Genomic DNA, 23,144 nt, shown 5'->3' with positions numbered 1-23,144 from the left:
TTAGACCTCAGTTCGTAACATTTTTAAAGGTTTCAACTTATTTTTTTCTTTAGAATTACTCTCATATAAAGCTACAACTTTTCCAGCATAATATAAAGCAATCGGCTCACTTGGCACTTTTTCCAGACCAAAAGCTGTTGGAGATAAGCGCATACCATTTTTAACCTGCTGCCAGATTTTATCATCGATATTTACTTTATGAAAAGCAGCAATCCCATATTCAATTGGCAGTATATATTCTAAAATAGTCTGATTTTCTACCGCATCGGCTACTTGAGCTAAGGTTAGGGACTGAGAAACTTTTAAACCGCCACTTTCCAGACGTGTTAGATCAGACATATGAGCGGGAACACCAAGTTTTTTTCCGGTGTCCACTGCCAAAGTTCGCACATAAGTTCCTTTGCCACACGCAACTTCAAAACGCCAACTTTGCGTTTTTGCCTCTTCATCGAAAGTGGGCTCACTGGTACGTCGAAAACTTTTAATCATTGCTTTTCTTTTCGGGCGTTCAACTGTTAAGCCAGCTCTGGCGTATTCATACAATCTTTTACCATTAACTTTCACAGCCGAGTACATAGGGGGAATCTGTGTGATTTCACCCTCCATTGTTTTCATAGCCGCATCGATTTCAGCATTCGTAAAAGGAGTATTTATTGGCATAACTTCAACTTTTTCCCCAGAAGCATCTTCTGTTGTTGTCGTATAACCAACTGTGATTTCGCCACTATAAACTTTGCCACTATCTTGCATAAATTCAATCACTTTTGTACCTTTGCCGATACAAATCGGTAAAATACCATCGACATCCGGGTCAAGTGTACCACCATGACCAATTTTTTTTGTTTTTAAAATTTTACGTAATTTAAAGACACAGTCATGACTCGTCATACCGCGTTCTTTCCATAAAGCTAAAATGCCGTCCATTCTAACTCCTCGCTATCTCTTTAATTCAACTCAACTGCCCCATTATAGCAGAAAAAAAGCTACTCCAAAAGGTTTCCCTTTCAAAGTAGCTTCCATTTATCAATCCTTGTGTAAGTTACGGATCATTTCGTCGATTTTGTTACCATATTGCACAGAGCTATCAAGTTCAAAAACGATTTCCGGTGTTTTATACAATGTTAACCGTTGACCTAATTCACGGCGAATTAAACCACTCGCTTTTTCTAGTCCAGCTTGCGCCTTTTGTTTGTCAGAAGCAAGATCTGATAAAATACTGTAAAAAATTGTCGCTTGTTGCAAATCTCCCGTTACTCGGACATCTGTTATGGTGACATCTTGAACCCGAGGATCCCGGACTCTTTTACGTAAAATATCATTCACTTCTCTTAAAATCTCGTGGGCAACACGACGATCACGATAATTGGCCATAATTGCGCCCTCCATTTATCTTAGTCGTTTTTGATTTCTTCCATTACATAAGCTTCAATGACATCGTCAACTTTCACGTCATTAAATTTGTCAACCATAGCGCCACATTCAAAGCCTTGTTTTACTTCTTTTACATCGTCTTTAAACCGTTTCAAACTAGCAAGTACGCCTTCGTAAATAACGATACCATCACGAATAACCCGTACGCCACTATCGCGACGAATAAAGCCATCAGTTACAAAGCAACCCGCAATTGTTCCAACTTTGGAAACTTTATATGTTTCTCGAACCACCATTTGACCTGTAATTTTTTCTTCAAACTCAGGATCAAGTAACCCTTTCATCGCAGTTTCAATTTCTTCGATTGCTTTGTAGATAATCCGGTGCAAACGAATATCTACCGTTTCAGCATCGGCTTGTTGTTTTGCTTGTGGTGTTGGTCGTACGTTAAAGCCAATGATAATCGCGTTACTTGCAGCTGCTAAGGTTACGTCGCTTTCATTAATGGCACCAACTGCTGAATGGACGATATTAACCCGCACACCTTCAACTTCAATCTTTTGCAATGAAGCAGCTAGAGCTTCTGCTGAACCTTGTACATCGGCTTTAATGATAACGTTAACTTCTTTTAATTCGCCTTCTTTTAGGCTTTCAAATAAGTTATCCAATGTCACACGGCTATTAGAAGCGCGTTGTTCCATCAACGCCCGTTTTGCTCGTTCTTCACCGGCAGCACGTGCTGTTTTTTCATCTTCAAAAACAACAAAACGATCTCCAGCTTGTGGCACATCATTTAAACCAGTAATTTCGACTGGTGTTGCTGGACCTGCTGCTTTATCACGACGACCTAAATCATTAGTCATAACCCGTACACGGCCGTAAGTATTACCGACAACAATTGGATCACCAACATGTAAAGTTCCTTGTTGTACTAATAACGTTGCAACTGGACCTTTCCCTTTATCTAAGCGAGCTTCAATCACTGTACCGATTGCCCGTTGACTTGGATCTGCTTTTAAGTCTTCTACTTCAGCAACTAATAAAATCATTTCCAAAAGTTCGTCGATGTTTTGACCGAATTTCGCTGAAATTTCAACAAAAATGGTGTCGCCACCCCAACTTTCAGGAATCAATTCGTATTCACTTAATTCTTGCATTACATGTTGTGGGTTAGCACCAGGTTTATCAATTTTATTTACTGCAACAATAATTGGCACTTTTGCCGCTTTTGCATGGTTAATTGCTTCAACTGTTTGTGGCATTACTCCGTCATCTGCAGCTACTACTAAAATTGTGATATCTGTGATACTGGCTCCTCGTGCACGCATACTTGTAAAGGCCGCATGCCCTGGTGTATCCAAGAAAGTAATTGGTTTACCGTCAATATCAATTTGGTAAGCCCCAATATGCTGCGTAATCCCCCCAGCTTCACCACTTGTAACACGAGAATGGCGCAAGGTATCAAGTAATGTTGTTTTACCATGGTCAACGTGCCCCATAATAGTAACAACTGGCGGACGCGGTACTAAGTTTTCTGCAACGACTTCTTCAGCTTCAAAGAATTTATCAATATCAGCGATATCTACTTGAACTTTTTCTTGTGCTTCAATACCATAGTCTGTCGCTAAAAGTTCAATTGTGTCTTTATCCAAGGCTTGGTTTTGGTTAACCATAACCCCCATCATAAATAATTTTTTGATGATTTCCGCTGGTTCACGGTGGATTTTTTTAGCGATATCGGCTACGTTCATGCCTTCTGTATATTCCAATACTTCAGGTAATTCACGGAATTTACGTGGTGGTACAGCAGGTTTATTGGAAACTTGTTGTTTTCCTTTTTTACCTTTTTTCTTGAACTTATTCCGATTTTGTTGGTAAGCTCCTTGACGATTTTGTTGACCGTAATTTTTATTGCGGTTGTCATTACTACGGTTGCCACCTTTATTACCATCAGCTTTAGCCGCTGGTTGGTTACTTGCAGGTTTTGCAGCCGGTTTATTCGTGTTAGCCACAGGTTTTGTTGCTGGTCTTTGTTGTCCAGCTGGCTTTTGTTGACTTGTAGTTTTTTGATTTTGTGGTTTTTGTTGCGGAGCTTGTTGAGCTGTTCTTTGTTGTCCAGTTTGATTACTCCGTTTTTGGTTATTATTATTAATAGGCTTTTGATCCTCCGTTTTTTTGTTCACTACTGGTTGATTGACCGACGCAGTTTTTTGTTGTTTATTTTCAGAATTCATTGGAGCTGCTTTAACAGTCGGCGATACAGTATTATTTGAACGGTTGTTTTGTGGTGCTTGTGATTTGTTTGTACCAACTTGTGGACGGTTTTGATTTGGTTGACTTTGTTGTTGTCCTCTATTGTGGTCCTTGTTTTGACCTTGATTGCGGTTTTGTCCTTGTTTGTTGCTCGGATTGTTCCGATTTTGAAACTTCGGATTATTCCGTTGGGTCACAAATTTTTTATGTTCAGGTTTTTTTGCTTCATCTGGGTTAGCTGGTTGGGATGCAGGTTTTGGAGCATTGCCAGTACTTTCATTGACGCCAACTGCTTGGCGTAACTTTTTCTCCTCAGTATCTGAGATTGCTCCCATATGATTTTTTACATCAAATCCTAAAGATTGTGCTTTATCCACTAATTCTTTGCTAGATTTGTTGATTTCTTTTGCAAGTTCATAAATTCGTTTTTTTCCCATGCAATCACCTTCCTAACCTTGTATTAATTCTCCTATCTTTTTGGCAAAGCCGTTATCTAAGATGCCAATAACCATTCGGGGCTTGCCGATCGCACCTCCAATTTCCAAGGCGGTTAAACGATCTGTGTAGGGAATTTTATAATAAGTGCACTTATCACTTATATTTTTATGGGTATTTTTGCCCGCATCTGCGGCGATTAATACCAAACGAGCTTTGTTGCGACGAATCTCTTTTAATGTCAGTTCTTCGCCAGTGACCAACTTTCCAGCGCGCATTGCTAAACCTAACATATTCAATACCTTATTTTTATCCATTGCCAAATAACTCACGACGGGCTTTTTGATGGGTGACGTAATCAAGGAGTTCTTGATAAAACGCATCAGTCAACGTAGTTTCTAAAACGCGATCCAAAATCTTTTTGTCCCAAGCCATTTGAACTTCTTCTGGCTCAATCGCAACATAAGCGCCGCGGCCTGGTAATTTACCAGTAGGGTCAATCGAAACAACACCTTCTTTAGAACGAGTAATACGAATCAGTTCTTTTTTTGGCTTCATTTCACCGGAAACAACGGATTTGCGTAAAGGAATCTTGCGTTTCTTCATGAAATCACCTCCTGATTAATCCTCTTTTTCTTCGTCAAAAGCAATATTTTCGTAGTCATCACTCGTCATATCACTGTTTTCAATCACTTCATCAACCGGCTGTGTTGGTGTATCTTCAACAGAAATTTCCTCAGTTGAAAACTCCCCTTCATCGATATAGTCGCCTTCTTCTAATTTGGCATAAAACTCTTCCATATCAGATTCTGCTTTAATATCAATTTTGTAGCCGGTTAATTTTGCTGCCAAACGAGCATTTTGCCCCCGTTTACCAATTGCAAGTGAAAGTTGGTAATCCGGTACAACAACGGTACACGCCCGAGGGTTATCCAAATCAAAGATAACATCTTGTGCTTCAGCAGGATTTAAAGCATTTGCAATATAAATTGCTGGATCTTCATCCCACTCGACAATATCCATATTTTCACCTTTTAATTCATTAACAATCGCTTGAACCCGTTGTCCTTTTGGCCCAACGCAAGTGCCAACAGGATCAATATTAGGGTCATCAGAACGAACTGCAACTTTTGAACGATCGCCTGCTTCTCTTGCGATGCTAACAATCTCTACAGTACCATCATAAACTTCTGGTACTTCTTGTTCAAATAAACGGCGTAATAAATCTGGATGTGAGCGACTAACAAAGACTTGTGGGCCTTTTGATGTGTTTTCAACGCGCGAAACATAGACCTTAATCCGGTCATGGGGTTGATAAAACTCATTTGGCATTTGATCTTGTTTTGACAAAACAGCTTCGATTTTACCTAAGTTAACATAGATGTAGCGATTGTCTTGACGTTCAACAATCCCTTGCATAATGTCTTTTTCATAGGCAGAAAATTCATTATAAATAATCGTTCTTTCTGCTTCTCTGACCCGTTGTAAAATGACTTGTTTTGCAGTCTGTGCCGCAATGCGACCAAAGTCTTTAGGCGTTACTTCAAAACGAATTTTATCGCCAATTTCATAAGCAGGATTAATTTTAATCGCTTCTTTTAAAGAGACTTCTAATTGTGAATCCATAACTTCTTCTGTTACTTCTTTAACAGCGTAAACATGGATATCGCCTTTTTTTTGATTGAATTCCACTTCAACGTTTTGGGCTTGGCCATAGTGACGTTTATAAGCTGAAACTAAAGCGGCTTCTAACGCTTCAATTACGATTTCTTTTGAGATGCCTTTTTCAGCTTCTAATGCATCTAGTGCATTTAACATTTCTTTACTCATCTGCTTGGGACTCCTTTTTTAAAATTGAATAGCTAAGCGAGCTTTGGCAATATTTTTACGATCAAAAGTCAATTCTTTTTCCCGTGTTTTAATTTTGATTTTTAATACTAGTTCTGTTTCACTAAGCGACATTAAAAACCCTTCATATTGCTTTTGGCCATCGATTGCTTGGTATAATGAAATATGGATATATTCACCTACAGCTTTTTCATAATCCGCTTCTTTTTTCAACGGTCGTTCGGCACCAGGGGATGACACCTCTAAAAAGTAAGCTTGGGGAATCGGATCGGGATCCAAACTATCCAACTTTTCACTTAATTTCTCACTTACATAAGCGCACTCTTCAATATCAATGCCGCCTTCTTTGTCGATGAATACGCGCAAAAACCAGCTTTTGCCTTCTTTAACAAACTCGACTTCTACTAATTCAAAATTTTGTTCATCTAAAATTGGCTGAACCAAACCAGTTACTGTCTCTACAACTGTACTCAACAATCATCGCCTCCTTGGACCAATTCTTTTCATTAAAAAGAGTGAGGGAAAAAATCCCTCACTCCACTAAGTATCATTACCGTTACACATTGTAACACAATTTTTTGAAAATCACAACTGAAAGCAGAAATGACGTTATTTAAGTAGTGAAAATTTGCCAAAGTTTTGGTAAAAAAGCATTAAAAATGAAATCTAATGGTGCTTTATCTGGAAAAAGTGTCATCATTCGGATGAAATAGACACAAATAAACAGACCGGCAATGCTAAGCCACCAATACTTGTTTTTTAAAACTTGTTGCGCGCGCGCTTTTTTTAAACTAACAAAATATAAAAGAACTAATAAGATAATCACCCAAAAAAGCGGATGATAAGAAAAAGCACCACTAATATCCCCCTGGGCTAAATGAATAAATGAACGGGTCATACCACACATTGGGCAAGGAACCCCTGTAATGGCTCGTAACGGACATTCTAATAATCCGACCATTCGTCATCATCTTCTATCTGGTTGGCTGGTGTTTTTGCAGGCGTGAAATTATAGTAAATATCGTTTAAATCCGATTGCACAATGGCCATATTGATAACTGCAAGTCCAAAAATACGCAAAACAATAAAAAGCAACTTATTATCACTGCGAAACGGTCGCTGCGCTTTTTTTTGTGCTGCCATCACAAGATCATTGATTTTATACCACCAATAAAACATATATAAGCCACACGTAAGCAAACCAAACAATAATGTCCAACCTGGTTTTATGCAGTAATCACCCGTAAATTCATTCAAATCTCGTGTCGTCACATAAATCCAATAAATACCATAAATTCCTCCTGTAATTAAGGTCAATAAAATCACAGCAATAACTGAGCGCCTTTGCAAAATAGGATGTATCACATTAAACTCCCCTTTTCAACCAGTTCAATATGTAAAAGAAGCTGCCTCCTTTTACTTTTTTACATTTCAAAAATAATTTTCCTGTATGAAAATTCTTCAGAACTTTCACAAATTACTTTATCATATAAATGTTTAAAAAGGCAGGTCAGCTTCAAAAAAAATTATACGCGGCTGTAATTATTCACTTCAGCGGCAATCGCATCCACAAAAATATTCAACTCTTCAACAGAAGTCTCTTTACTTCCATAACGGCGTACATTTACTGTTGCATCTTTTACTTCATTATCGCCAACAACTAATTGATACGGAATTTTTTGTGTTTGGGAAGCACGAATTTTATACCCCATTTTTTCATTGCGATCATCAACTTCAACACGAATTCCTTTTTCTTGCAAACGTTCTTTGATTTCATAAGCGTAATCTGAATGTGCTTCAACAGAAACAGGAATAATTGTAGCTTGGATCGGTGCTAACCAAGTTGGAAAAGCTCCTTTGTAAACTTCTGTTAAATAAGCGACAAAGCGTTCCATTGTTGAAACAATTCCTCGGTGGATAACAACAGGACGATGTGTATTTTCACCATCTTCACCCACATACGTTAAGTCAAAGCGTTCTGGTAATAAGAAGTCTAATTGGATAGTAGACAGTGTTTCTTCCATCCCCAAGGCTGTTTTAACTTGAACATCAAGTTTTGGACCATAAAAGGCTGCTTCCCCTTCTGCTTCAAAATATTCCAAACCAAGTTCATCCATCGCAGCTTTCAACATTGTTTGTGCGTTTTCCCACATTGCGTCATCGTCAAAATATTTTTCAGTATTATTTGGGTCACGATAGCTCAAGCGGAAGCGATAGTCAGTAATATTGAAATCAGCATAGACATTCACCATCAAATCAAGTGTCCGTTTAAATTCATCTTTAATTTGGTCGGGACGAACAAAAGTATGGCCGTCATTTAATGTCATCTCCCGAACCCGTTGTAGCCCTGACAATGCACCTGATTTTTCATAACGATGCATCATACCAAGTTCAGCAATTCGAATTGGTAACTCACGATAAGAGTGTATGTCGTTTTTGTAAACCATCATATGGTGTGGGCAATTCATTGGACGTAAAACGAGCATTTCCCCATCCCCCATATCCATTGGCGGAAACATATCTTCGTGGTAGTGATCCCAGTGTCCAGAAGTTTTATACAATTCAACATCTGCCATGATTGGCGTATAAACATGTTGGTAGCCAAGACTTACTTCTTTATCAACAATATAACGTTCGATGGTACGACGAATTGTTGCACCTTTTGGTAACCAGAATGGCAAGCCAGAGCCAACTTCTGGTGAAACCATAAATAAATCTAATTCTTTACCTAATTTACGGTGATCACGTTCTTTGGCTTCTTCTCTTTGTTTGATAAACTCTTTTAAATCTTTCTTATCAAAAAAGGCTGTTCCGTAAACACGTTGCATCATGTGATTGTCTGAATTTCCTCGCCAGTACGCACCAGCTACAGATAATAATTTGAAAACTTGAATACGACCTGTTGACGGAATATGAGGTCCACGGCATAAATCGACAAATTCTCCTTGACGGTAAGCAGTAATAATTTCATCAGCTGGTAATTCACTGATTAATTCAACTTTGTAAGGATCTTCTTTAAACAATGCTAAAGCTTCATCTTTAGATAAAACTAAACGTTCAATTGGCAAATTTTCCTTAACGATTTTCATCATTTCTGCTTCAATAGCCGGTAGATCTTCCGCAGTAATTGGGTGATCACCATTATCTGTATCGTAGTAAAAACCACTTTCAATTGCCGGGCCGACACCAAAGTGAATATTTGGGAATAAGCGACGAGCTGCTTGCGCCATCAAATGCGCAGTCGAGTGGCGCAATAAAGGTAGCGCTTCTTCATCAGCTGGTGTAATAATCGCTATGGTAGCATCCGCTTCAATTGGACGACTCAAATCGACTAATTCTCCGTTTACTTTGCCAGCTAACGCTTTTTTAGCCAAGCTATTGGAAATACTAGCTGCGATATCTTTAGTTGTTACACCGGCTTCAAATTCTTTTTTCGCGCCATCTGGAAACGTAATTGTAATTGCCATAAATAATTCCTCCTTAATAATAAAAAAAGTCCTAGCGCTACAATAGCACTAGGACGTAATTAACGTGGTTCCACCTAATTTTAAGACAAATATTGTCTCTTCTCTTAAAGCAGGTAACGGTTGCTTTCCGCCTGAGATTAATCAGGAGTTCATAAAGTGGTCATCATTTGGTTTTCTGCTAGAAAACTTTCAGCAATTGTTTTCCTCTCTGTTACAGACTCTCAAAGTCAGTTGGCTTTAATAAGTTGTTTTTATTTAAACACTTCTTTTTGAAAAATGCAAGAATGAACTTACTTAAATTCACCATTTACGGCATAAGTCCCTTTTTTCATTTCATTTATAATAACGTGGATGTGTTCTTTTGGGGCCCCTGTATTTTTATGGACTGCTTCTGTGACGTCTTTCATCATTGCAGCTAATTGTTCTTTACTGCGGCCTTCAACTAATTCAATGTGAACAAATGGCATATCTTTCACTTCCTTTTTTTAATTACCTTTATTTTAACCATAAACTAAAAGAAATGTCTCCTATAAAACCCGAATTGTTTAGATACAATGCATTGCTTTTGAGATATATTTTAGAAGTTGACAACCTTTTTTATTTATGCGCGACTTAGCCGTATATTATCCTCTTATCCGTCTTGTAACTAGTTGTAAAAGACGACTTCATATTCTTTCACAAAAGGTTTTATTATTTTTTATTGTGCTTTATCCTTTACTGGCTTTCGATCATTTTTAGCCCGCAAAGCACTCAAAATTGAAACGGTGTCAACAACCTCTTGTAACATTGCCCCAATTAATGCTGGGATTACACCAGTGCTTGCAATCAGCATTAAACCCACACAGATAAAAATACCAATCAAAACTGACTGACGCGCAATTTTCATCGTATCTTGTGCGACTTCCACTGCTGTGGCAACACGGCTTAAATCATCTTTCAAAATAACAGCGTCTGCGCTCTCCGAAGCGGCAGAAGATCCATGTGCCCCCATCGCAATTCCAACATCGGCAATCGCTAAGGCGGGCGCATCATTAATGCCATCGCCAACCATAATTAATGGACGCTCAGTTTTTGCTATATTTTTTAAGACATTAATTTTATCTTGTGGTAAACACTCAGCAAAGACTGCCTGAATGCCAACTTCAGTAGCAGTCGACTCTGCAATTTTTTTGCGATCTCCAGTTAACATAATTTCATTATCGACACCTAAAGAACGTAATTGCGCGATTGTTTTTTGCGCTTCAGGTCTTATTTCATCTGTAAAAGTTACACTACCGATGTATTGATCATCTAAAGAAGCAAAAATCATCGTTTTGTCCCCCGCTTGAACAGCCCCATGCGCAAAATCAGCACGCCCAATTTTAATTACTTGCCCATTTATTTCACCTTTTACACCAGAACCGACTACTTCTTCCAAATTTGTAACCGGCACTAGTGGCACACGTTTTTGCGCATAAGATACAAGAGAACGGGCCAGGATATGCAATGATTCTTGTTCGGCACTGGCCAAGTAGCTCAAAAATTTATCTTCAGAAAAACCAGCGACTGGATTTATTTTTTCAACAGTTAATTGACCTTTTGTAATCGTCCCAGTTTTATCAAAGGCAATAGTTTTGGCTGCGGCTAGCTTTTCAACTGTCGTGCCCGTTTTTACTACGATCCCATTACGGCTGGAGCGACTCATTCCAGCAACTAAAGCAACGGGCGCTGCTAAAATCAACGGGCAAGGAGAAGCTACAACTAAGACTTCTGCAAAACGAACCGGATCTTTGGTCACAAACCAAGCAATACCTCCAATTAAATAGGCAACCGCCGTAAACGGAACTGCGTAGCGATCTGCCATCCGGACAAAATGAGCCGGTTTTTCCTGAGATTCTTTCACCAGCTTGACAATTTGCTGGTACTGGGAGTCTTCTGCTAATGAGGTTACTTTATAGAGCAGTGTGCCTTCTCCATTCACAGAACCTGACATAATTTCATCCCCAATATTTTTATCAACTGGTCGGGATTCTCCTGTTAAAGAAGATTCATCAACACTTCCAGCTTGTAATGCCTCTCCGTCAACAGGTACGATTTCATGTGGTTTTACAACTAAAACATCGTTGACTTGCACTTTATCTAACGTTAAATCTTCTAAGCGCTCACCAATTTTACGGTGAGCGATTTGCGGCGAATTGTCTAATAAAGATTGTAATTCCCGTCCTGCTTGCCGACTCGCGTAATCTTCTAGACTATCGCCACCTGTTAACATAATCAAAATCATCAAGCTAGCCCAATATTCGCCAACTGCTAATGTTGCAACAATCGCAGTAATCGCTAAAATATCTACTCCGTAACGACCAGAGCGCAAGGTCTTAATCATTTCAATTAACATGGTCAAGGCCATAACGCCACCTACAATCGTGACTAAAAGATAAGCCCATTGCCCTTGTTTTAAAATAAATTCAAAGAAGAGGGCAAACGCACCTACTACTAATGTTAAGAAAAATTTTTTAAAATGACTCATTTTCATTCCCCACCTTCCCACTTACTACTGTAAGCCTCAATTAAAGGATAGCTTTCTTAGCTTAAAATAGAAATGAAAAAGTGCTAACTGAAACAAATAATCATTTACAATTAGATTTATAAATTACCAGGATACCATTGTTTACAGTAATCTAAGACATTTTCAGCAGTTTGTAAATCATATGAAAAGCCACATTTCTCTGCATAGCTTATTGCATTTTGTTGAAATAATTGTTGCGTTGCAAAAAGGCTCTCCCATGTTTTTGCCAGCGTAGTAAAATCAAATAATCCCATTAAATTTTGAGAAACATCCGCTTGTAAAAAATGTAGTAAATACTTATCATTTTTACCGGTATCAATTTTATCATTGTACTTTAAGGCAACTTGCCAAGTGAGTAAGCGGCGTAACTCCTTTTGACAAGTTCCATAGAGATGATCGATTGCATAAAGATTTTCTTGGCGCCACAGTCCCTTCACCACATAAGTAGATACCCACCAAAATTCGTTACAACAATCTAAAAATTCTGCTTGAGTAGGTTTTTTTACAAAATAAGGTGTCTTACTATTTTGTGAAAATGTAGGCAAAAGATGCGTGGGATCCCAAAGCGTTTTTACGATTTTTTCCTGGGTTAACCATTCCTCTTTATTTTTTATGGGACACAAAGTTAAATCGATGCGATTCCCATCCAAAAACAACATTAAAAATGTAAAACAAGCCCCTAATGTGGCAGGAAATAAGGTCATTTCTTCAGGACATTGCATAATTAATCTTTTACCAAAATTTTCTAACCAACTTCTATCACGCAGTAGTGCCTTTTTTTCATCAACTAAATAAACAACATCATAATCTTGAAAGCTATCTTTTGTAGCATTGGGATTTACTCTGGAACCAGTCAGCGCTACGGCTTTAACTTGTGGTTGGGATTTGGCAATATTTAAAATCAAATCATACATTTCTTTTTCAGTACGCATTTTCTTATCCTTTCTTTTCAAAGTTTCCAATGCCCAGTCTTTTTTTCAACCCGAAAACTGTGCTATAATTTTATGGCGTGATTTTTTATCACACTTTTACGAAACGGAGGCTTGTTTTATGGATGAACGTGCCAAAGAGCAGCAACATGTCGAATGGACAATTGCGCTTATTTACAACGAGCAACAATTAATTAAAGAACAACAACAACAATTAAGTGGCAAAATGCAAGCCGAACTAAAAGAAGTAGCCGACCATCAAATTCGTGGTGGCTCAGACGAAGCATTTTACGAATCTGCAATTGAATATCGCCAACATGAACAAGAACTATTATTAAAATACCACACTGCTGAAAGCCAAGGAAAACGTTTAAAAACTTTGGCTACTATGAAAGACAATCCCTACTTTGCTCGAATAGATTTTACTGAGGGCAAAGTAGGCAAAGAAACACTTTATCTTGGAATCGCTTCTTTACGGGATAAAAACCAAGAAACCATCGTCATTGATTGGCGCGCGCCAATTGCCAATCTTTACTATGAAGGTGAATTAGGGCCTGCCTTTTACGAAACTGACCACGATCGTTATGAAGTAGAACTTTTACTTAAGCGGCAATTTAAAATTCAAGCGGGTAAAATGCTTTCGATGGTAGACACATCAGAAGTAATCAACGATGAGTTTTTATTAGAAATTCTAGATGAAGCTTCTTCTTCTCAGATGAAAAATATTGTCTCCACCATTCAAAAAGCGCAAAACAAAATTATCCGCGATACCACCAGTAAGATAATGTTAATTGAAGGAATTGCTGGTAGCGGTAAAACGTCAGCACTCTTACAGCGAATTGCATTTTTATTATATCGCAATCGCAAATGGTTAGCTGATGAACAGGTACTCTTGTTTTCACCAAATCACTTATTTTCTGACTATATTTCTATGGTTTTGCCTTCATTAGGAGAAAGTACAGTTCCAACGCGGACATTTCGTGCCTTTATGGATCAATTATTACCAAATTTTACAATTGAAAAAGAAGCAGAACAAGAAACTGTCTTTTTAACTGGTAATGAAAAACAAAGTGAACGCCTTAAAAGTAGTTTGGTCTTAGTTAAAGCAAGTAAGAATTACATTCAAAAAATTACACAATTAGGTCCTTTGTTCCGCAATCTTAAAATTAATGGGCAAACTTTAATTTCCACAAAACAAATGCGCAATTGGTACGAAGAAACAAATCCTAACTTACCGCTTTATCAACGAACACAACTTTTACAAACAAAACTGCTAAAAAAAGTTGGCGGTTTACAAAAAGATGAAGCGAAAAAAAGCTGGGTGAAAGATGCTGCAGAAGAAGAATTACAACAATACTTTGCTGACCATCCGAATTTAACCGATTCTGAAGAAAATGAACGAAAATTACGGAATCAAATCAAAAAGCAAATTGTTAAGCGCCATTTTCGTAGCATGGTAAGAAGCATCAAGCGATTTCAATTTATTAACTTTTCAAAGCAATACCTCCACTTTTTACAAAGTATTCCAAAGAAAGTTTTATCAGCTCACCACGTTGATCTAACCCAGTGGCAAAAAAGCATTGAAGAAACGCGCAGGCTGTTAAAAAATCGTCTTTTAAAACAAGAAGACGCAGTTTTGTTCTTTTTATTGTTAAAAGGATTGCGCCCAGTCGACTTACCTGTACAAGCACGCTTTATTTTTATTGACGAAATGCAAGACTTTCCCCCTGCGCAAGTAGCCCTTTTGCGAGAATTATACCCGCAGGCTAATCTGACTTTATGTGGTGATTTAAATCAAAAAGTTTTTGGTAATGAAACAATTGTGGGAAATTTAGCTGATCTTTTTTCAGATCAAGCAGTTACCCGTTATCAGCTAACCACTAGTTATCGTTCAACCAAAGAAATTACCGATTTTGCCAATCAGTTTTTATCTGAAGATGATACTGTGGAGTTGACCGCCAGAAAAGGTGATCTACCGACGCTTGTTACAGGCTTTAATGAACAGCAATGTTTGACTTATTTAAAAAATGATCTAAAAGCAAATGAAGCAAAAGCCAAATACTGGCGTACCGCCATTATTTGCCGCACTAGTCAAGACTGCGTGAACTTGTATCATGCGCTAGATCAAGATTTACAAAAAGAAATTCAATTAATTGTTTCTGAAGAAGACTTTATGAAACGTCGTATTATGATTATTCCGGCCTATTTGGCAAAGGGATTAGAATTTGATCGCGTCTATGCTTGGCAAGTAGATGAAAGTTTCAAAACACCACAAGATCGTTTAATTTTCTATACGATTGCAACGCGGGCAATGCATGAATTAACGGTGATAAGCCCGGAAGTTCTCTCGCCATTTTTTGATACAGCCGATCCTTTAACCTTTAATAAAATCGTCTTATAACTATTTTAGCCGTAAAAACCCAAACCAATGACAAAGCACTGCCGAAATTTTTCGCAGCTGCTAGCAATAGGTTTGGGTTTTTTTATATGAATAATTTCGTTTTGGGATATTTCAATTGAATTAATTGCAAAATCATTTTTAATTCTGAGTATTGCTTTTTATCTTCTTCATCAAAGATTTTTGCGTGGCGACCAACCAGTCCGTTATCTAATAGTCGATGTTGCTTGTTCCATTCTTTAAAGGTAGAAAGGTTAGCACAATGACTTATTGGCAAACCAGCCGCATCTAAAATCTCCGATAGACGAAAAACTAAAAAAGCACTGTCAATTACAGTAAATTCATGATACAGACGCTTATTTTTTACCTTTTCGTAATCCTGTAAGATGACTTTTTGCGGTTCATTTTTTAAATACCATGCTAATAAAATGAAAAAACTCTCCAAACGATACTCTTCCGAAAAAAGTTCATAACTTTCTGGATTATGGCGGAATACTAAGGGAATTAAATATTTTTTACGATAGATTAACATGGGTGCTTGGGTTACAGAATAGTAAACATAACGATTTAAATAACCCGCGCCTCGAAAATCCCCCAAGCGATAGCCATCGACACCAAAACTTTGACACCTCCGTGCTAAAGTTGAACAATCACTAACCGAGACGGCTAATTCTGCCTTTTGTTGGTAATCACTTAAAATGCGATCAAAGGGTTCTAAACTAATTTTTTCCAAAGATTTCCACCACCTTAAAGATAACGTTTCCACTCAATTAGTATACCATATTTTTTTCAAATACAAGTACTTGCTAACTAGTCTGGGAAAAAAACGTTATTTTTCTAATGGTCGATGCTTAAAGCCCATAGTAGCATTTACTGCCTCTTGCCACCCTGCATATAAATTTTCGCAAATTTCTTTTGCCATTTTTGGTTCAAAGGATTTTCCCTGCGCTTGAAATGTTTGCAATTCATCTAAGTCTTGCCAAAAACCAACAGCAAGACCGGCTAAATAAGCTACTCCTAAAGCCGTAGTTTCTAGATAGCTGGCTCTTTCAACTGGCGTTTGTAAAATATCTGCTTGAAATTGCAATAACAGCTCATTTTTTGAGGCGCCACCGTCAACTTTTAAAATGGTAATCGGTGTTTTGGCATCTTCTGCCATCGTTTTGACAACGTCACAAGTTTGATAAGCTAATGACTCCAGTGTTGCACGAATTAAATGTTCTTTTGTTGTACCACGAGTCAAACCAAAAATTGCACCGCGCGCTTCTTGGTCCCAATAAGGTGCACCTAATCCAGTAAAAGCCGGAACAACATACACATTATCACTATCTTTAACGCGACTGGCATAAGTCTCAGAATCTGGCGCTTGATCAAACAAACGCAGTCCGTCGCGTAACCATTGAATAGCAGAACCTGCAACAAAAATACTCCCTTCTAATGCATAAGTAATTTTGCCGTTAATTCCATAACCAATGGTCGTCAGCAATCCATTTTGAGAAGTGATTGCATCACTGCCGGTATTCATAACGATAAAGGCACCTGTTCCATACGTATTTTTGACATTGCCAACTTCAAAAGCCTGCTGCCCAAACAACGCAGCTTGTTGATCACCGGCCATACCTGCGATTGGGATTTTTTGACCATAAAATAAATAATCGTCTGTGTAACCATAAATTTCAGAATTTGAACGGACTTCAGGCAATAATGTTTTGGGAATATCCAAAAGACTTAGAATTTCTTCATCCCAACCCAAGTCGTGAATGTTAAACATCATTGTTCGACTGGCATTCGTGTAATCGGTCACGTGAACCTTACCGCCAGTTAATTTCCACAAAAGCCACGTGTCAATTGTTCCAAATAACAATGCACCTTCTTCTGCCTGCTTTCTTGCACCACGAACGTTATCTAAAATCCATTTTACCTTTGTCGCCGAAAAATAAGAGTCAATCAAAAGGCCAGTCTTTTGTTGAATCATTTCGCTATGACCTGCTTCTTTTAAAGCTGCCGCAATTTCATTTGTTTGCTTTGACTGCCATACAATCGCATTATAAATTGGTTCTCCTGTCTCTTTATCCCAGATTACTGTCGTTTCCCGCTGATTGGTAATCCCGATTGCTGCAATTTGATGCGGCTTAATATTGCCATCGATTAAGGCGTCTGCAATCACTGACTGAATTGAATTCCAAATTTCAACCGGATTGTGTTCTACCCAGCCGGCTTTAGGAAAAATCTGAGGAAATTCCCGCTGTGCACTAACCACAGCTTTTCCTGCTTTATTAAAAATGATGGCCCGAGAACTAGTTGTTCCTTGGTCCAACGCTAAAATGTATTTTGCTTTCACACGATTAACCTCTTTCTTTCTATCTTCAAAGCATTAATAGTATAGCACAATTTGACAATTTTCCGATTAGGATTTGGTAGCCCTTACGCAAAGTCTTTTTAGTTTCCAAGTTAACCAAATAAGATTAAAATATTATTTGTAAGTAAATTGAATTATTGGAGTGATTAACATGAAATTGTTAAAAGAATATGGCTTTTATTTATTGTTATTAGCCATTGTCAGTGAGATCGCACTCCCTTTTATTTTGGCGAAGTACTATCCCAATTATAGTCAAATTAATGATCTCATCTCAACCTTTGGTGAAACCGACAGCCCGACAAAATGGGCGTTTAAAATCTGGGAAATTATTAACGGTACTCTCTTTGTCTTAAGTGGCCCAGCTATCTTTCAGCGGTTCAAAGAAACAAATTCTCAACTGGCGTTTGTTCTTTCTTTGATGGTAATTTTGTTTGGTATTGGCGACTGTATTATTACCGGTATTTTCGACCGAGCAGCTAACTCCAGCGAAGTAGACTTCACCTCACTGCTTCACAATTACTCTTCAGGAGCAGGATTTGTTGCACTTTTAGTGGGAACATTACTTTTATTTCTCCTCTATCAAAAAGAAAAAAATTCAGTAATGATTATTTTATTACCACTTATTTTTATTGCCGCCTTGATTTTTATGTTTTTATTTGCAATGCCAAAAATCCCAATTATTAGCCACTTCCAAGTTTCCCACCGGGGATTATGGCAACGGCTCAACTTATGGTTTTTATATTTGCCATATTTTATTGCCGCGCTACAAAGTCTTTTTACCAAGTCAGCATAATAAAAAAGTTACTTGCACTCAGTTGCCTTGCTAACAATAAAAAATTTCGACTTAAGGCTTAGAAGCCAGTTTGAGGGGCTTAAAAGGGCTAAAGTAGTCCTATTAATATTTTTTCTTGTGAAAAATAAAATGGATACTTCTATGCCGCCAGACCAAAAAAGCACCTGCAACACTTCTCTGTGAAATGTTGCAGGTGCTTTTTTTAGCTTTTCATCCTAAAATTCTGACTGATTCTGAGGCCAACGTGTATTGGATTTACTTGGCAAAATTAGGGTAATAAAAATAACGATCGTACCGATTATTGGAATTAAGTAAAACAAAATCCACCAATTGCTGTGATTGCGATCATGTAGGCGTCTTGCTCGTACAGTAAAATTAGCGAGCCAGATTAATGCATTTAATAAAATAAAAATGATCGTAATCGTGTTCCACTCTTTGATGACCGTCACATCATCTGGTGTAATTTCTATATAACGGCTAACACCAGTTAGAATGGAGTAAAGTGCCAATACCAAATAATTCACGAGTTGTGGCCACCAATATTGCCCTCTTTTTGCAGAGGCATTCATTACAGTCATATTATGCCAGTATTCTTTATATGCTTGAATCATATTATCCCCTCCTATTCCACTATCCCAAAGCTTGGAAAAGTTGTCAAAAATTAAGCTTAAATATGCTAATTTAGAGTTTGCCTCCTTTTTGCGATTTTATCTTGAAAAAAATCAGCTTAAAATAGCGTCCAAATTATTTTAACTTAATCAAACAGGAGCGGTCTTTTACTTATTTTTAGCTTCAAATATTTGATCTGACGAGCCGTTTTATTTTTCTTTTTTTAAATCACTCCAACTAAACCCACTATCGACAATATCCACCAGTAAAAGTGGTATCCCAATCAAAACAGCAAGATCTGGCGGTGAGACATAATTAAGGTCGGCATTCAAAAATACACTGGCCAATTCTGGAATATCTTTTATAAAGGTAGCAAACAAAGCTAATACAAATAGCGCTATTCTAACGATAATCGTTGCAAGTAAAGCCTTTTTCTTTTCACTACTATTAAAAAATCTACCCGCTATCGCAAATGCAAGATAAACAAAAACTAAAATCGGAACACTTTTTATTCCCATCATCTTTCCCCCTTGTAAAAGCATACCACTTTGATAGAAAAATATGACAAGAATCTCCTCTTTCAAATCAATTCTATAAATGAATTAGCCTTTTTGTACTTATTGTGGATAACACCACTAAGCATGTACTTTTTTATTGTTCTAATGCTGTTCTTTTAACTTAGAAGTGTTGAATCCATCGAATTGTCGTGCTATTCTTTTTCCATGGTATGATATTGAAATTTTCTCCTTTGTAGGCTGTTAGCATCGGTTGGCTAACAGCCTTTTAATTTTTTTAGTTTCAATTAAGGAAAACAGTTACGCAAATTTAAATAAACAAAAAAAGAGAGCTACTTTTTGATAAGCTCCCCTAACTAGGTCAAAGAAAAATTAAATTCTAGTTATTGGAGCATATCAATTAGTAGTCCTCTTTTTAACTATTCGTAACTTTTATATTCTATGTTAACTATCTTAATCGTCCAATTCTACATTGTGGAAGATTTGTTGTACATCTTCCAAATCGTCTAAGGCATCGATCATTTTTTCAAATTTTTCTAAATCTTCGCCTGTTAATTGGATTTCATTTTGAGGCATCATTTGAATTTCTGCTACTGAAAACTCAGCAATTCCTTTTTCCTTTAATGCTGCTTGAATACTGTTAAAGTCCTCTGGTTCCCCATAAACGATGATTTGATCGTCTTCTTTTGTAACATCGCGAACATCAATGTCTTTTTCCATTAGGTATTCTAAAATTTCATCGGCATCTTCGCCGGCAAAACCAAAAATCGCAGTATTATCAAACATGTAACTAACAGCTCCAGATACTCCCATATTCCCGCCATTTTTACCAAAAGCAGCGCGAACATCAGCAGCAGTACGATTAACGTTATTGGTTAAGGCATCTACGATTACCATTGAACCATTTGGCCCAAAGCCTTCATAACGCAACTCTTGATAATTTTCATCGCCAGATCCTTTTGCTTTTTCAATCGCACGATCAATGATGTGTTTTGGCACATTATACGTTTTCGCCCGTTCGATAACAAAACGTAATTTTTGGTTGGCGTGGGGATCAGGATCACCTGATTTTGCTGCTGCGTAGATTTCAATCCCAAATTTTGCATAAACACGACTATTTGCACCGTCTTTTGCGGTCTTTTTCGCGACGATATTTGCCCACTTACGACCCATACTTTCACTTCCGTTTCTATATTATTCAACTGACGAAAAAACGTCCTTTTCCATTATACTTGTGTGAAGGCTTCCTGTGAAGTATTTTTTAGTCTCAATTCAATTTCAAAGGCCTTCGACCAAAATTTTGTTCGCTAATGTCTTTACTTGCCAACCGATAAATTTCATCGGCTCTTAAAGTTAAGGGGACTTGATTGGCACCACTTTTGCCGATTTTTGCAAGTAGTGGCCAAGGTGTCACTTTTTTAAGTTGATTCAAATACTTTTGTCCTTTACGGTTAAACCCGAGTATACGCAAATAATTATCTGACCAAGCAAGCTGCATTTCAGCACGTGTGATATTCAACAAAATATAACATAGCTGTCTTTGAATCCGGGTTAATGTATAATGCTTTGATTTTACTTGAGACAAAAAATCCGTAAAATCTGTGGTATTAAGTGCAGTTTGCTGCATTTTCAAGGCAAGCCCTGATTCCATTTGATAGAGGATTAATAAATCTTCTAGGCTACTACTCATTAAGCGGTAACGTAAATAAGGCCAAAAGTTATGCCAATCAACAGAATATTTTTCTACACTTTGTTTTGTCTTGGTTGGTACAAAATTAGAAATATCGCCATCTTCTTGAAGTAGCTTGCGAATTGCTGTAGCGCTGGCGATTTTTCCATCTGTAATTTGAATATCGTGATAACCTGCTTTTTGTCTTTTAATAGCAATTAAATTCATCGGATTTTTCAGCTGCGCATTTTCTTTGGCATAACTCAAACCCAAAATATGATTAGGCAACATTTGATTAACTTGCGGTAGGTTAAACAGTTCCTGATAAACTTCTTGCATAATTTGTGGATACGTCTTTTTTTGATCCGCCTTTCGTTGAAACAGTGCCTTTATTTCAGCAGACTGCCGATTCAACAGTTGTCCAAAGGCATTATAATCAAACGTTGCATCATAATCAGTTCCAAAGCACAAACTATCACATTGTAATGCTGCCAGCGTTTTGATACCGCCTTTTGCAAATATATCCGCTGCTTGGCAAGCGTATTGAATGGGTAATTCAATTACTAAATCCACACCATGAGCCAGTGCAGCATCTGCTCTTTGCCATTTATCCACCACCGCTGGCTCTCCTCGCTGCAAAAAATTTCCGCTCATTACAGCAATGACAACGTCCGCCTGACTTTTCTTGCGGGCTGTTTTGATATGATAAAGATGGCCATTATGAAAGGGATTGTATTCAACAATAACACCGCAAGCTTTCATTTTTCTTTCCTTTCTTTTTAAAACAGGTAATTATGACATAAACAAATATAACCGGACTGATATGTTAAAACGTTCCATATCTTGCGTCCGGATAATTTTGTATTCACTTATTTTTGACAAACAAAAAACCAACGGCGCGTTTTTTCATTTGGCTGACTATCGGTGAAATCACCAAAGCACTCTATCTGATTAAACCCAGCATTTTCCAACATTCTTTGATAAAGTTCCAATGAGTAAGTACGTTCTTTATGCAACTCATCTCTGCGTTCAAATAAATCGCACTCTGTGTTTTGCGCGACAAAAAAAGTTAGAAAATGTTCAATACTATCAGGTAGCTTTCCTTGATAGCTTTCCCACAAAAAAGCAAACTCATCGGTTTGATAATGGTAGTTATAATCAGGAAAAACTTCATTGATTTGATAAAGAGAGTGAACATCAAAAATGAAGATTCCCTCTTTTTTTAACAGCTGATAGACACCATCAAAAACTTGTTGAACGGCTTGTTCATCTGGCATATAGCATAGTGAATCTGAAAAGCAGGTAACAGCTTCGTATTCGCCGATATCATTTAAATCCAGCATATCACCTTCAATAAATTGTACCGAAACATCTGCTTCAAAAGCTCGTTGGCTTGCAATCATTAACATTTCTTCCGATAAATCTAAAGCCGTCACATCATAACCGTCTTTGGCAAAGCGACAGGCTAGTGCCCCGGTACCACATGCCAATTCTAGTAATTGTTTTTTTTGCTTTAAATGGCGTTTTGAAAATTCATACCATTTTTCATATAGACTTTTATCCATCACTTCATCATAAACAAAAGCAAATGTTTCATATGTCATTTTAAGATACAAGCCATGCATTTAGGTCAACTAAAGGTGCGTCAGACCACAATTTTTCTAAATTGTAAAATTCCCGCTCGCTTGTGCTAAATACGTGGACAATAACATCCCCTAGATCAATTAAAACCCATTTAGCTCCGTCTTTACCTTCAATTCTTTTGATGGCAACTCCTTGTGTTTCTTCTTTTTCGACGATTTCATCAATGATCGCATTAATCTGACGTTCACTATTTGCAGAACAAATTAAAAAATAATCTGCCAATAGGGAAATTTCTCGCACATCTAATGCAATAATATCTTGCGCATGTTTTGAATCAGCAGCTTCTACTGCTGTTTGTAAAATCTTTTC

General features: G+C 37.5%; 23 protein-coding genes. 2 read left to right on the top strand and 21 right to left on the bottom strand.

Features of this window, described 5'->3' with window-relative positions:
- From truB to AC6R0T_RS06215, 13 genes are all read right to left on the bottom strand, one after another.
- A complete protein-coding gene (gene truB, locus AC6R0T_RS06275; RefSeq protein ID WP_303754267.1) occupies positions 1–924 on the bottom strand; it encodes a tRNA pseudouridine(55) synthase TruB in 924 nt (307 codons plus the stop codon).
- Positions 925–1,023: 99 nt separating this feature from the next.
- Positions 1,024–1,371: a 30S ribosome-binding factor RbfA gene (gene rbfA, locus AC6R0T_RS06270; protein ID WP_206904052.1), complete on the bottom strand. Its 348-nt coding sequence runs from the start codon at positions 1,369–1,371 to the stop codon at positions 1,024–1,026.
- Between the two features lie 20 nt (positions 1,372–1,391).
- Positions 1,392–4,061, bottom strand: coding sequence for a translation initiation factor IF-2 (gene infB / locus AC6R0T_RS06265; RefSeq protein ID WP_303754268.1), 2,670 nt, complete (start codon positions 4,059–4,061; stop codon positions 1,392–1,394).
- A 12-nt stretch (positions 4,062–4,073) separates the two neighbouring features.
- Positions 4,074–4,376, bottom strand: coding sequence for a YlxQ-related RNA-binding protein (locus AC6R0T_RS06260; protein WP_206904050.1), 303 nt, complete (start codon positions 4,374–4,376; stop codon positions 4,074–4,076).
- Positions 4,369–4,665: an RNase P modulator RnpM gene (gene rnpM, locus AC6R0T_RS06255; RefSeq protein ID WP_206904047.1), complete on the bottom strand. Its 297-nt coding sequence runs from the start codon at positions 4,663–4,665 to the stop codon at positions 4,369–4,371. The genes AC6R0T_RS06260 and rnpM overlap by 8 nt, the downstream gene beginning before the upstream one ends.
- A 15-nt stretch (positions 4,666–4,680) precedes the next feature.
- Positions 4,681–5,889: a transcription termination factor NusA gene (gene nusA / locus AC6R0T_RS06250; RefSeq protein ID WP_282461242.1), complete on the bottom strand. Its 1,209-nt coding sequence runs from the start codon at positions 5,887–5,889 to the stop codon at positions 4,681–4,683.
- Between the two features lie 18 nt (positions 5,890–5,907).
- On the bottom strand, positions 5,908–6,381 hold the full coding sequence (gene rimP / locus AC6R0T_RS06245; RefSeq protein ID WP_206904043.1) for a ribosome maturation factor RimP: 474 nt from the start codon (positions 6,379–6,381) through the stop codon (positions 5,908–5,910).
- Between the two features lie 139 nt (positions 6,382–6,520).
- Positions 6,521–6,868, bottom strand: coding sequence for a DUF2752 domain-containing protein (locus AC6R0T_RS06240; protein ID WP_303754269.1), 348 nt, complete (start codon positions 6,866–6,868; stop codon positions 6,521–6,523).
- Positions 6,853–7,272, bottom strand: a complete 420-nt coding sequence (locus AC6R0T_RS06235; RefSeq protein ID WP_206904038.1) for a DUF4234 domain-containing protein — start codon at positions 7,270–7,272, stop codon at positions 6,853–6,855. Before AC6R0T_RS06235 ends, AC6R0T_RS06240 begins: the two co-directional genes overlap by 16 nt.
- A 161-nt stretch (positions 7,273–7,433) precedes the next feature.
- On the bottom strand, positions 7,434–9,374 hold the full coding sequence (gene thrS / locus AC6R0T_RS06230; RefSeq protein WP_303754270.1) for a threonine--tRNA ligase: 1,941 nt from the start codon (positions 9,372–9,374) through the stop codon (positions 7,434–7,436).
- A 290-nt stretch (positions 9,375–9,664) separates the two neighbouring features.
- Positions 9,665–9,841 (bottom strand): 2-hydroxymuconate tautomerase, encoded by a 177-nt coding sequence (gene thmT / locus AC6R0T_RS06225; RefSeq protein ID WP_230708481.1) that lies wholly within the window; start codon positions 9,839–9,841, stop codon positions 9,665–9,667.
- 230 nt (positions 9,842–10,071) lie between these two features.
- Complete coding sequence (locus tag AC6R0T_RS06220) at positions 10,072–11,880, bottom strand: heavy metal translocating P-type ATPase (protein WP_303754271.1); 1,809 nt, start codon at positions 11,878–11,880, stop codon at positions 10,072–10,074.
- A 116-nt stretch (positions 11,881–11,996) separates the two neighbouring features.
- Positions 11,997–12,851 (bottom strand): aminoglycoside 6-adenylyltransferase, encoded by an 855-nt coding sequence (locus tag AC6R0T_RS06215; protein ID WP_303754272.1) that lies wholly within the window; start codon positions 12,849–12,851, stop codon positions 11,997–11,999.
- A 118-nt stretch (positions 12,852–12,969) separates the two neighbouring features.
- Here AC6R0T_RS06215 and helD point away from each other — a divergent pair, with 118 nt between their 5' ends.
- Positions 12,970–15,249, top strand: a complete 2,280-nt coding sequence (helD, locus tag AC6R0T_RS06210; RefSeq protein ID WP_303754273.1) for an RNA polymerase recycling motor HelD — start codon at positions 12,970–12,972, stop codon at positions 15,247–15,249.
- Between the two features lie 82 nt (positions 15,250–15,331).
- Here helD and AC6R0T_RS06205 read toward each other — a convergent pair whose 3' ends face one another.
- Both AC6R0T_RS06205 and glpK read right to left on the bottom strand, forming a co-directional pair.
- A complete protein-coding gene (locus AC6R0T_RS06205) occupies positions 15,332–15,979 on the bottom strand; it encodes a hypothetical protein (RefSeq protein ID WP_303754274.1) in 648 nt (215 codons plus the stop codon).
- Positions 15,980–16,075: 96 nt separating this feature from the next.
- Entirely contained in the window at positions 16,076–17,587 is a 1,512-nt protein-coding gene (gene glpK / locus AC6R0T_RS06200; RefSeq protein ID WP_303754275.1) for a glycerol kinase GlpK, read from the bottom strand.
- A gap of 169 nt (positions 17,588–17,756) precedes the next feature.
- Here glpK and AC6R0T_RS06195 point away from each other — a divergent pair, with 169 nt between their 5' ends.
- Positions 17,757–18,398, top strand: a complete 642-nt coding sequence (locus tag AC6R0T_RS06195; protein ID WP_303754276.1) for a DUF998 domain-containing protein — start codon at positions 17,757–17,759, stop codon at positions 18,396–18,398.
- A gap of 215 nt (positions 18,399–18,613) precedes the next feature.
- On the opposite strand, the gene AC6R0T_RS06190 is transcribed toward AC6R0T_RS06195, so the two are convergent.
- The 6 genes from AC6R0T_RS06190 to rsfS form a co-directional block, all read right to left on the bottom strand.
- Positions 18,614–19,009: a DUF805 domain-containing protein gene (locus AC6R0T_RS06190; protein ID WP_206904024.1), complete on the bottom strand. Its 396-nt coding sequence runs from the start codon at positions 19,007–19,009 to the stop codon at positions 18,614–18,616.
- 207 nt (positions 19,010–19,216) lie between these two features.
- Complete coding sequence (locus tag AC6R0T_RS06185; protein ID WP_206904023.1) at positions 19,217–19,525, bottom strand: hypothetical protein; 309 nt, start codon at positions 19,523–19,525, stop codon at positions 19,217–19,219.
- A 450-nt stretch (positions 19,526–19,975) separates the two neighbouring features.
- Positions 19,976–20,695, bottom strand: coding sequence for a YebC/PmpR family DNA-binding transcriptional regulator (locus AC6R0T_RS06180; RefSeq protein ID WP_206904022.1), 720 nt, complete (start codon positions 20,693–20,695; stop codon positions 19,976–19,978).
- 94 nt (positions 20,696–20,789) lie between these two features.
- Positions 20,790–21,953 carry a nucleotidyltransferase gene (locus AC6R0T_RS06175; RefSeq protein WP_303754277.1) on the bottom strand — a complete coding sequence of 388 codons (1,164 nt, stop codon included), beginning with the start codon at positions 21,951–21,953 and terminating at the stop codon, positions 20,790–20,792.
- A 107-nt stretch (positions 21,954–22,060) separates the two neighbouring features.
- A complete protein-coding gene (locus tag AC6R0T_RS06170) occupies positions 22,061–22,795 on the bottom strand; it encodes a class I SAM-dependent DNA methyltransferase (RefSeq protein ID WP_206904020.1) in 735 nt (244 codons plus the stop codon).
- Between the two features lies 1 nt (position 22,796).
- On the bottom strand, positions 22,797–23,138 hold the full coding sequence (gene rsfS, locus AC6R0T_RS06165; RefSeq protein WP_206904208.1) for a ribosome silencing factor: 342 nt from the start codon (positions 23,136–23,138) through the stop codon (positions 22,797–22,799).
- Between the last annotated feature and the right edge of the window lie 6 nt (positions 23,139–23,144).

The sequence above is a fragment of the Enterococcus sp. S86.2 genome, assembly GCF_059834485.2.
Note: the sequence above shows the minus strand (reverse complement) of the source record. Positions and strands in the feature narration are given on the sequence as shown.

What these genes read in the sequence shown, in the direction of transcription:
- AC6R0T_RS06175 (WP_303754277.1), bottom strand. Translation starts at nt 21,953, where the DNA reads ATGAAAGCTTGCGGTGTTATTGTTGAATACAATCCCTTTCATAATGGC.
- thrS (WP_303754270.1), bottom strand. Translation starts at nt 9,374, where the DNA reads ATGGCAATTACAATTACGTTTCCAGATGGCGCGAAAAAAGAATTTGAA.
- AC6R0T_RS06215 (WP_303754272.1), bottom strand. Translation starts at nt 12,851, where the DNA reads ATGCGTACTGAAAAAGAAATGTATGATTTGATTTTAAATATTGCCAAA.
- infB (WP_303754268.1), bottom strand. Translation starts at nt 4,061, where the DNA reads ATGGGAAAAAAACGAATTTATGAACTTGCAAAAGAAATCAACAAATCT.
- AC6R0T_RS06170 (WP_206904020.1), bottom strand. Translation starts at nt 22,795, where the DNA reads ATGACATATGAAACATTTGCTTTTGTTTATGATGAAGTGATGGATAAA.
- nusA (WP_282461242.1), bottom strand. Translation starts at nt 5,889, where the DNA reads ATGAGTAAAGAAATGTTAAATGCACTAGATGCATTAGAAGCTGAAAAA.
- AC6R0T_RS06240 (WP_303754269.1), bottom strand. Translation starts at nt 6,868, where the DNA reads ATGGTCGGATTATTAGAATGTCCGTTACGAGCCATTACAGGGGTTCCT.
- AC6R0T_RS06260 (WP_206904050.1), bottom strand. Translation starts at nt 4,376, where the DNA reads ATGGATAAAAATAAGGTATTGAATATGTTAGGTTTAGCAATGCGCGCT.
- AC6R0T_RS06220 (WP_303754271.1), bottom strand. Translation starts at nt 11,880, where the DNA reads ATGAGTCATTTTAAAAAATTTTTCTTAACATTAGTAGTAGGTGCGTTT.
- AC6R0T_RS06185 (WP_206904023.1), bottom strand. Translation starts at nt 19,525, where the DNA reads ATGGGAATAAAAAGTGTTCCGATTTTAGTTTTTGTTTATCTTGCATTT.
- AC6R0T_RS06195 (WP_303754276.1), top strand. Translation starts at nt 17,757, where the DNA reads ATGAAATTGTTAAAAGAATATGGCTTTTATTTATTGTTATTAGCCATT.
- truB (WP_303754267.1), bottom strand. Translation starts at nt 924, where the DNA reads ATGGACGGCATTTTAGCTTTATGGAAAGAACGCGGTATGACGAGTCAT.
- thmT (WP_230708481.1), bottom strand. Translation starts at nt 9,841, where the DNA reads ATGCCATTTGTTCACATTGAATTAGTTGAAGGCCGCAGTAAAGAACAA.
- rnpM (WP_206904047.1), bottom strand. Translation starts at nt 4,665, where the DNA reads ATGAAGAAACGCAAGATTCCTTTACGCAAATCCGTTGTTTCCGGTGAA.
- rbfA (WP_206904052.1), bottom strand. Translation starts at nt 1,371, where the DNA reads ATGGCCAATTATCGTGATCGTCGTGTTGCCCACGAGATTTTAAGAGAA.
- helD (WP_303754273.1), top strand. Translation starts at nt 12,970, where the DNA reads ATGGATGAACGTGCCAAAGAGCAGCAACATGTCGAATGGACAATTGCG.
- AC6R0T_RS06190 (WP_206904024.1), bottom strand. Translation starts at nt 19,009, where the DNA reads ATGATTCAAGCATATAAAGAATACTGGCATAATATGACTGTAATGAAT.
- AC6R0T_RS06180 (WP_206904022.1), bottom strand. Translation starts at nt 20,695, where the DNA reads ATGGGTCGTAAGTGGGCAAATATCGTCGCGAAAAAGACCGCAAAAGAC.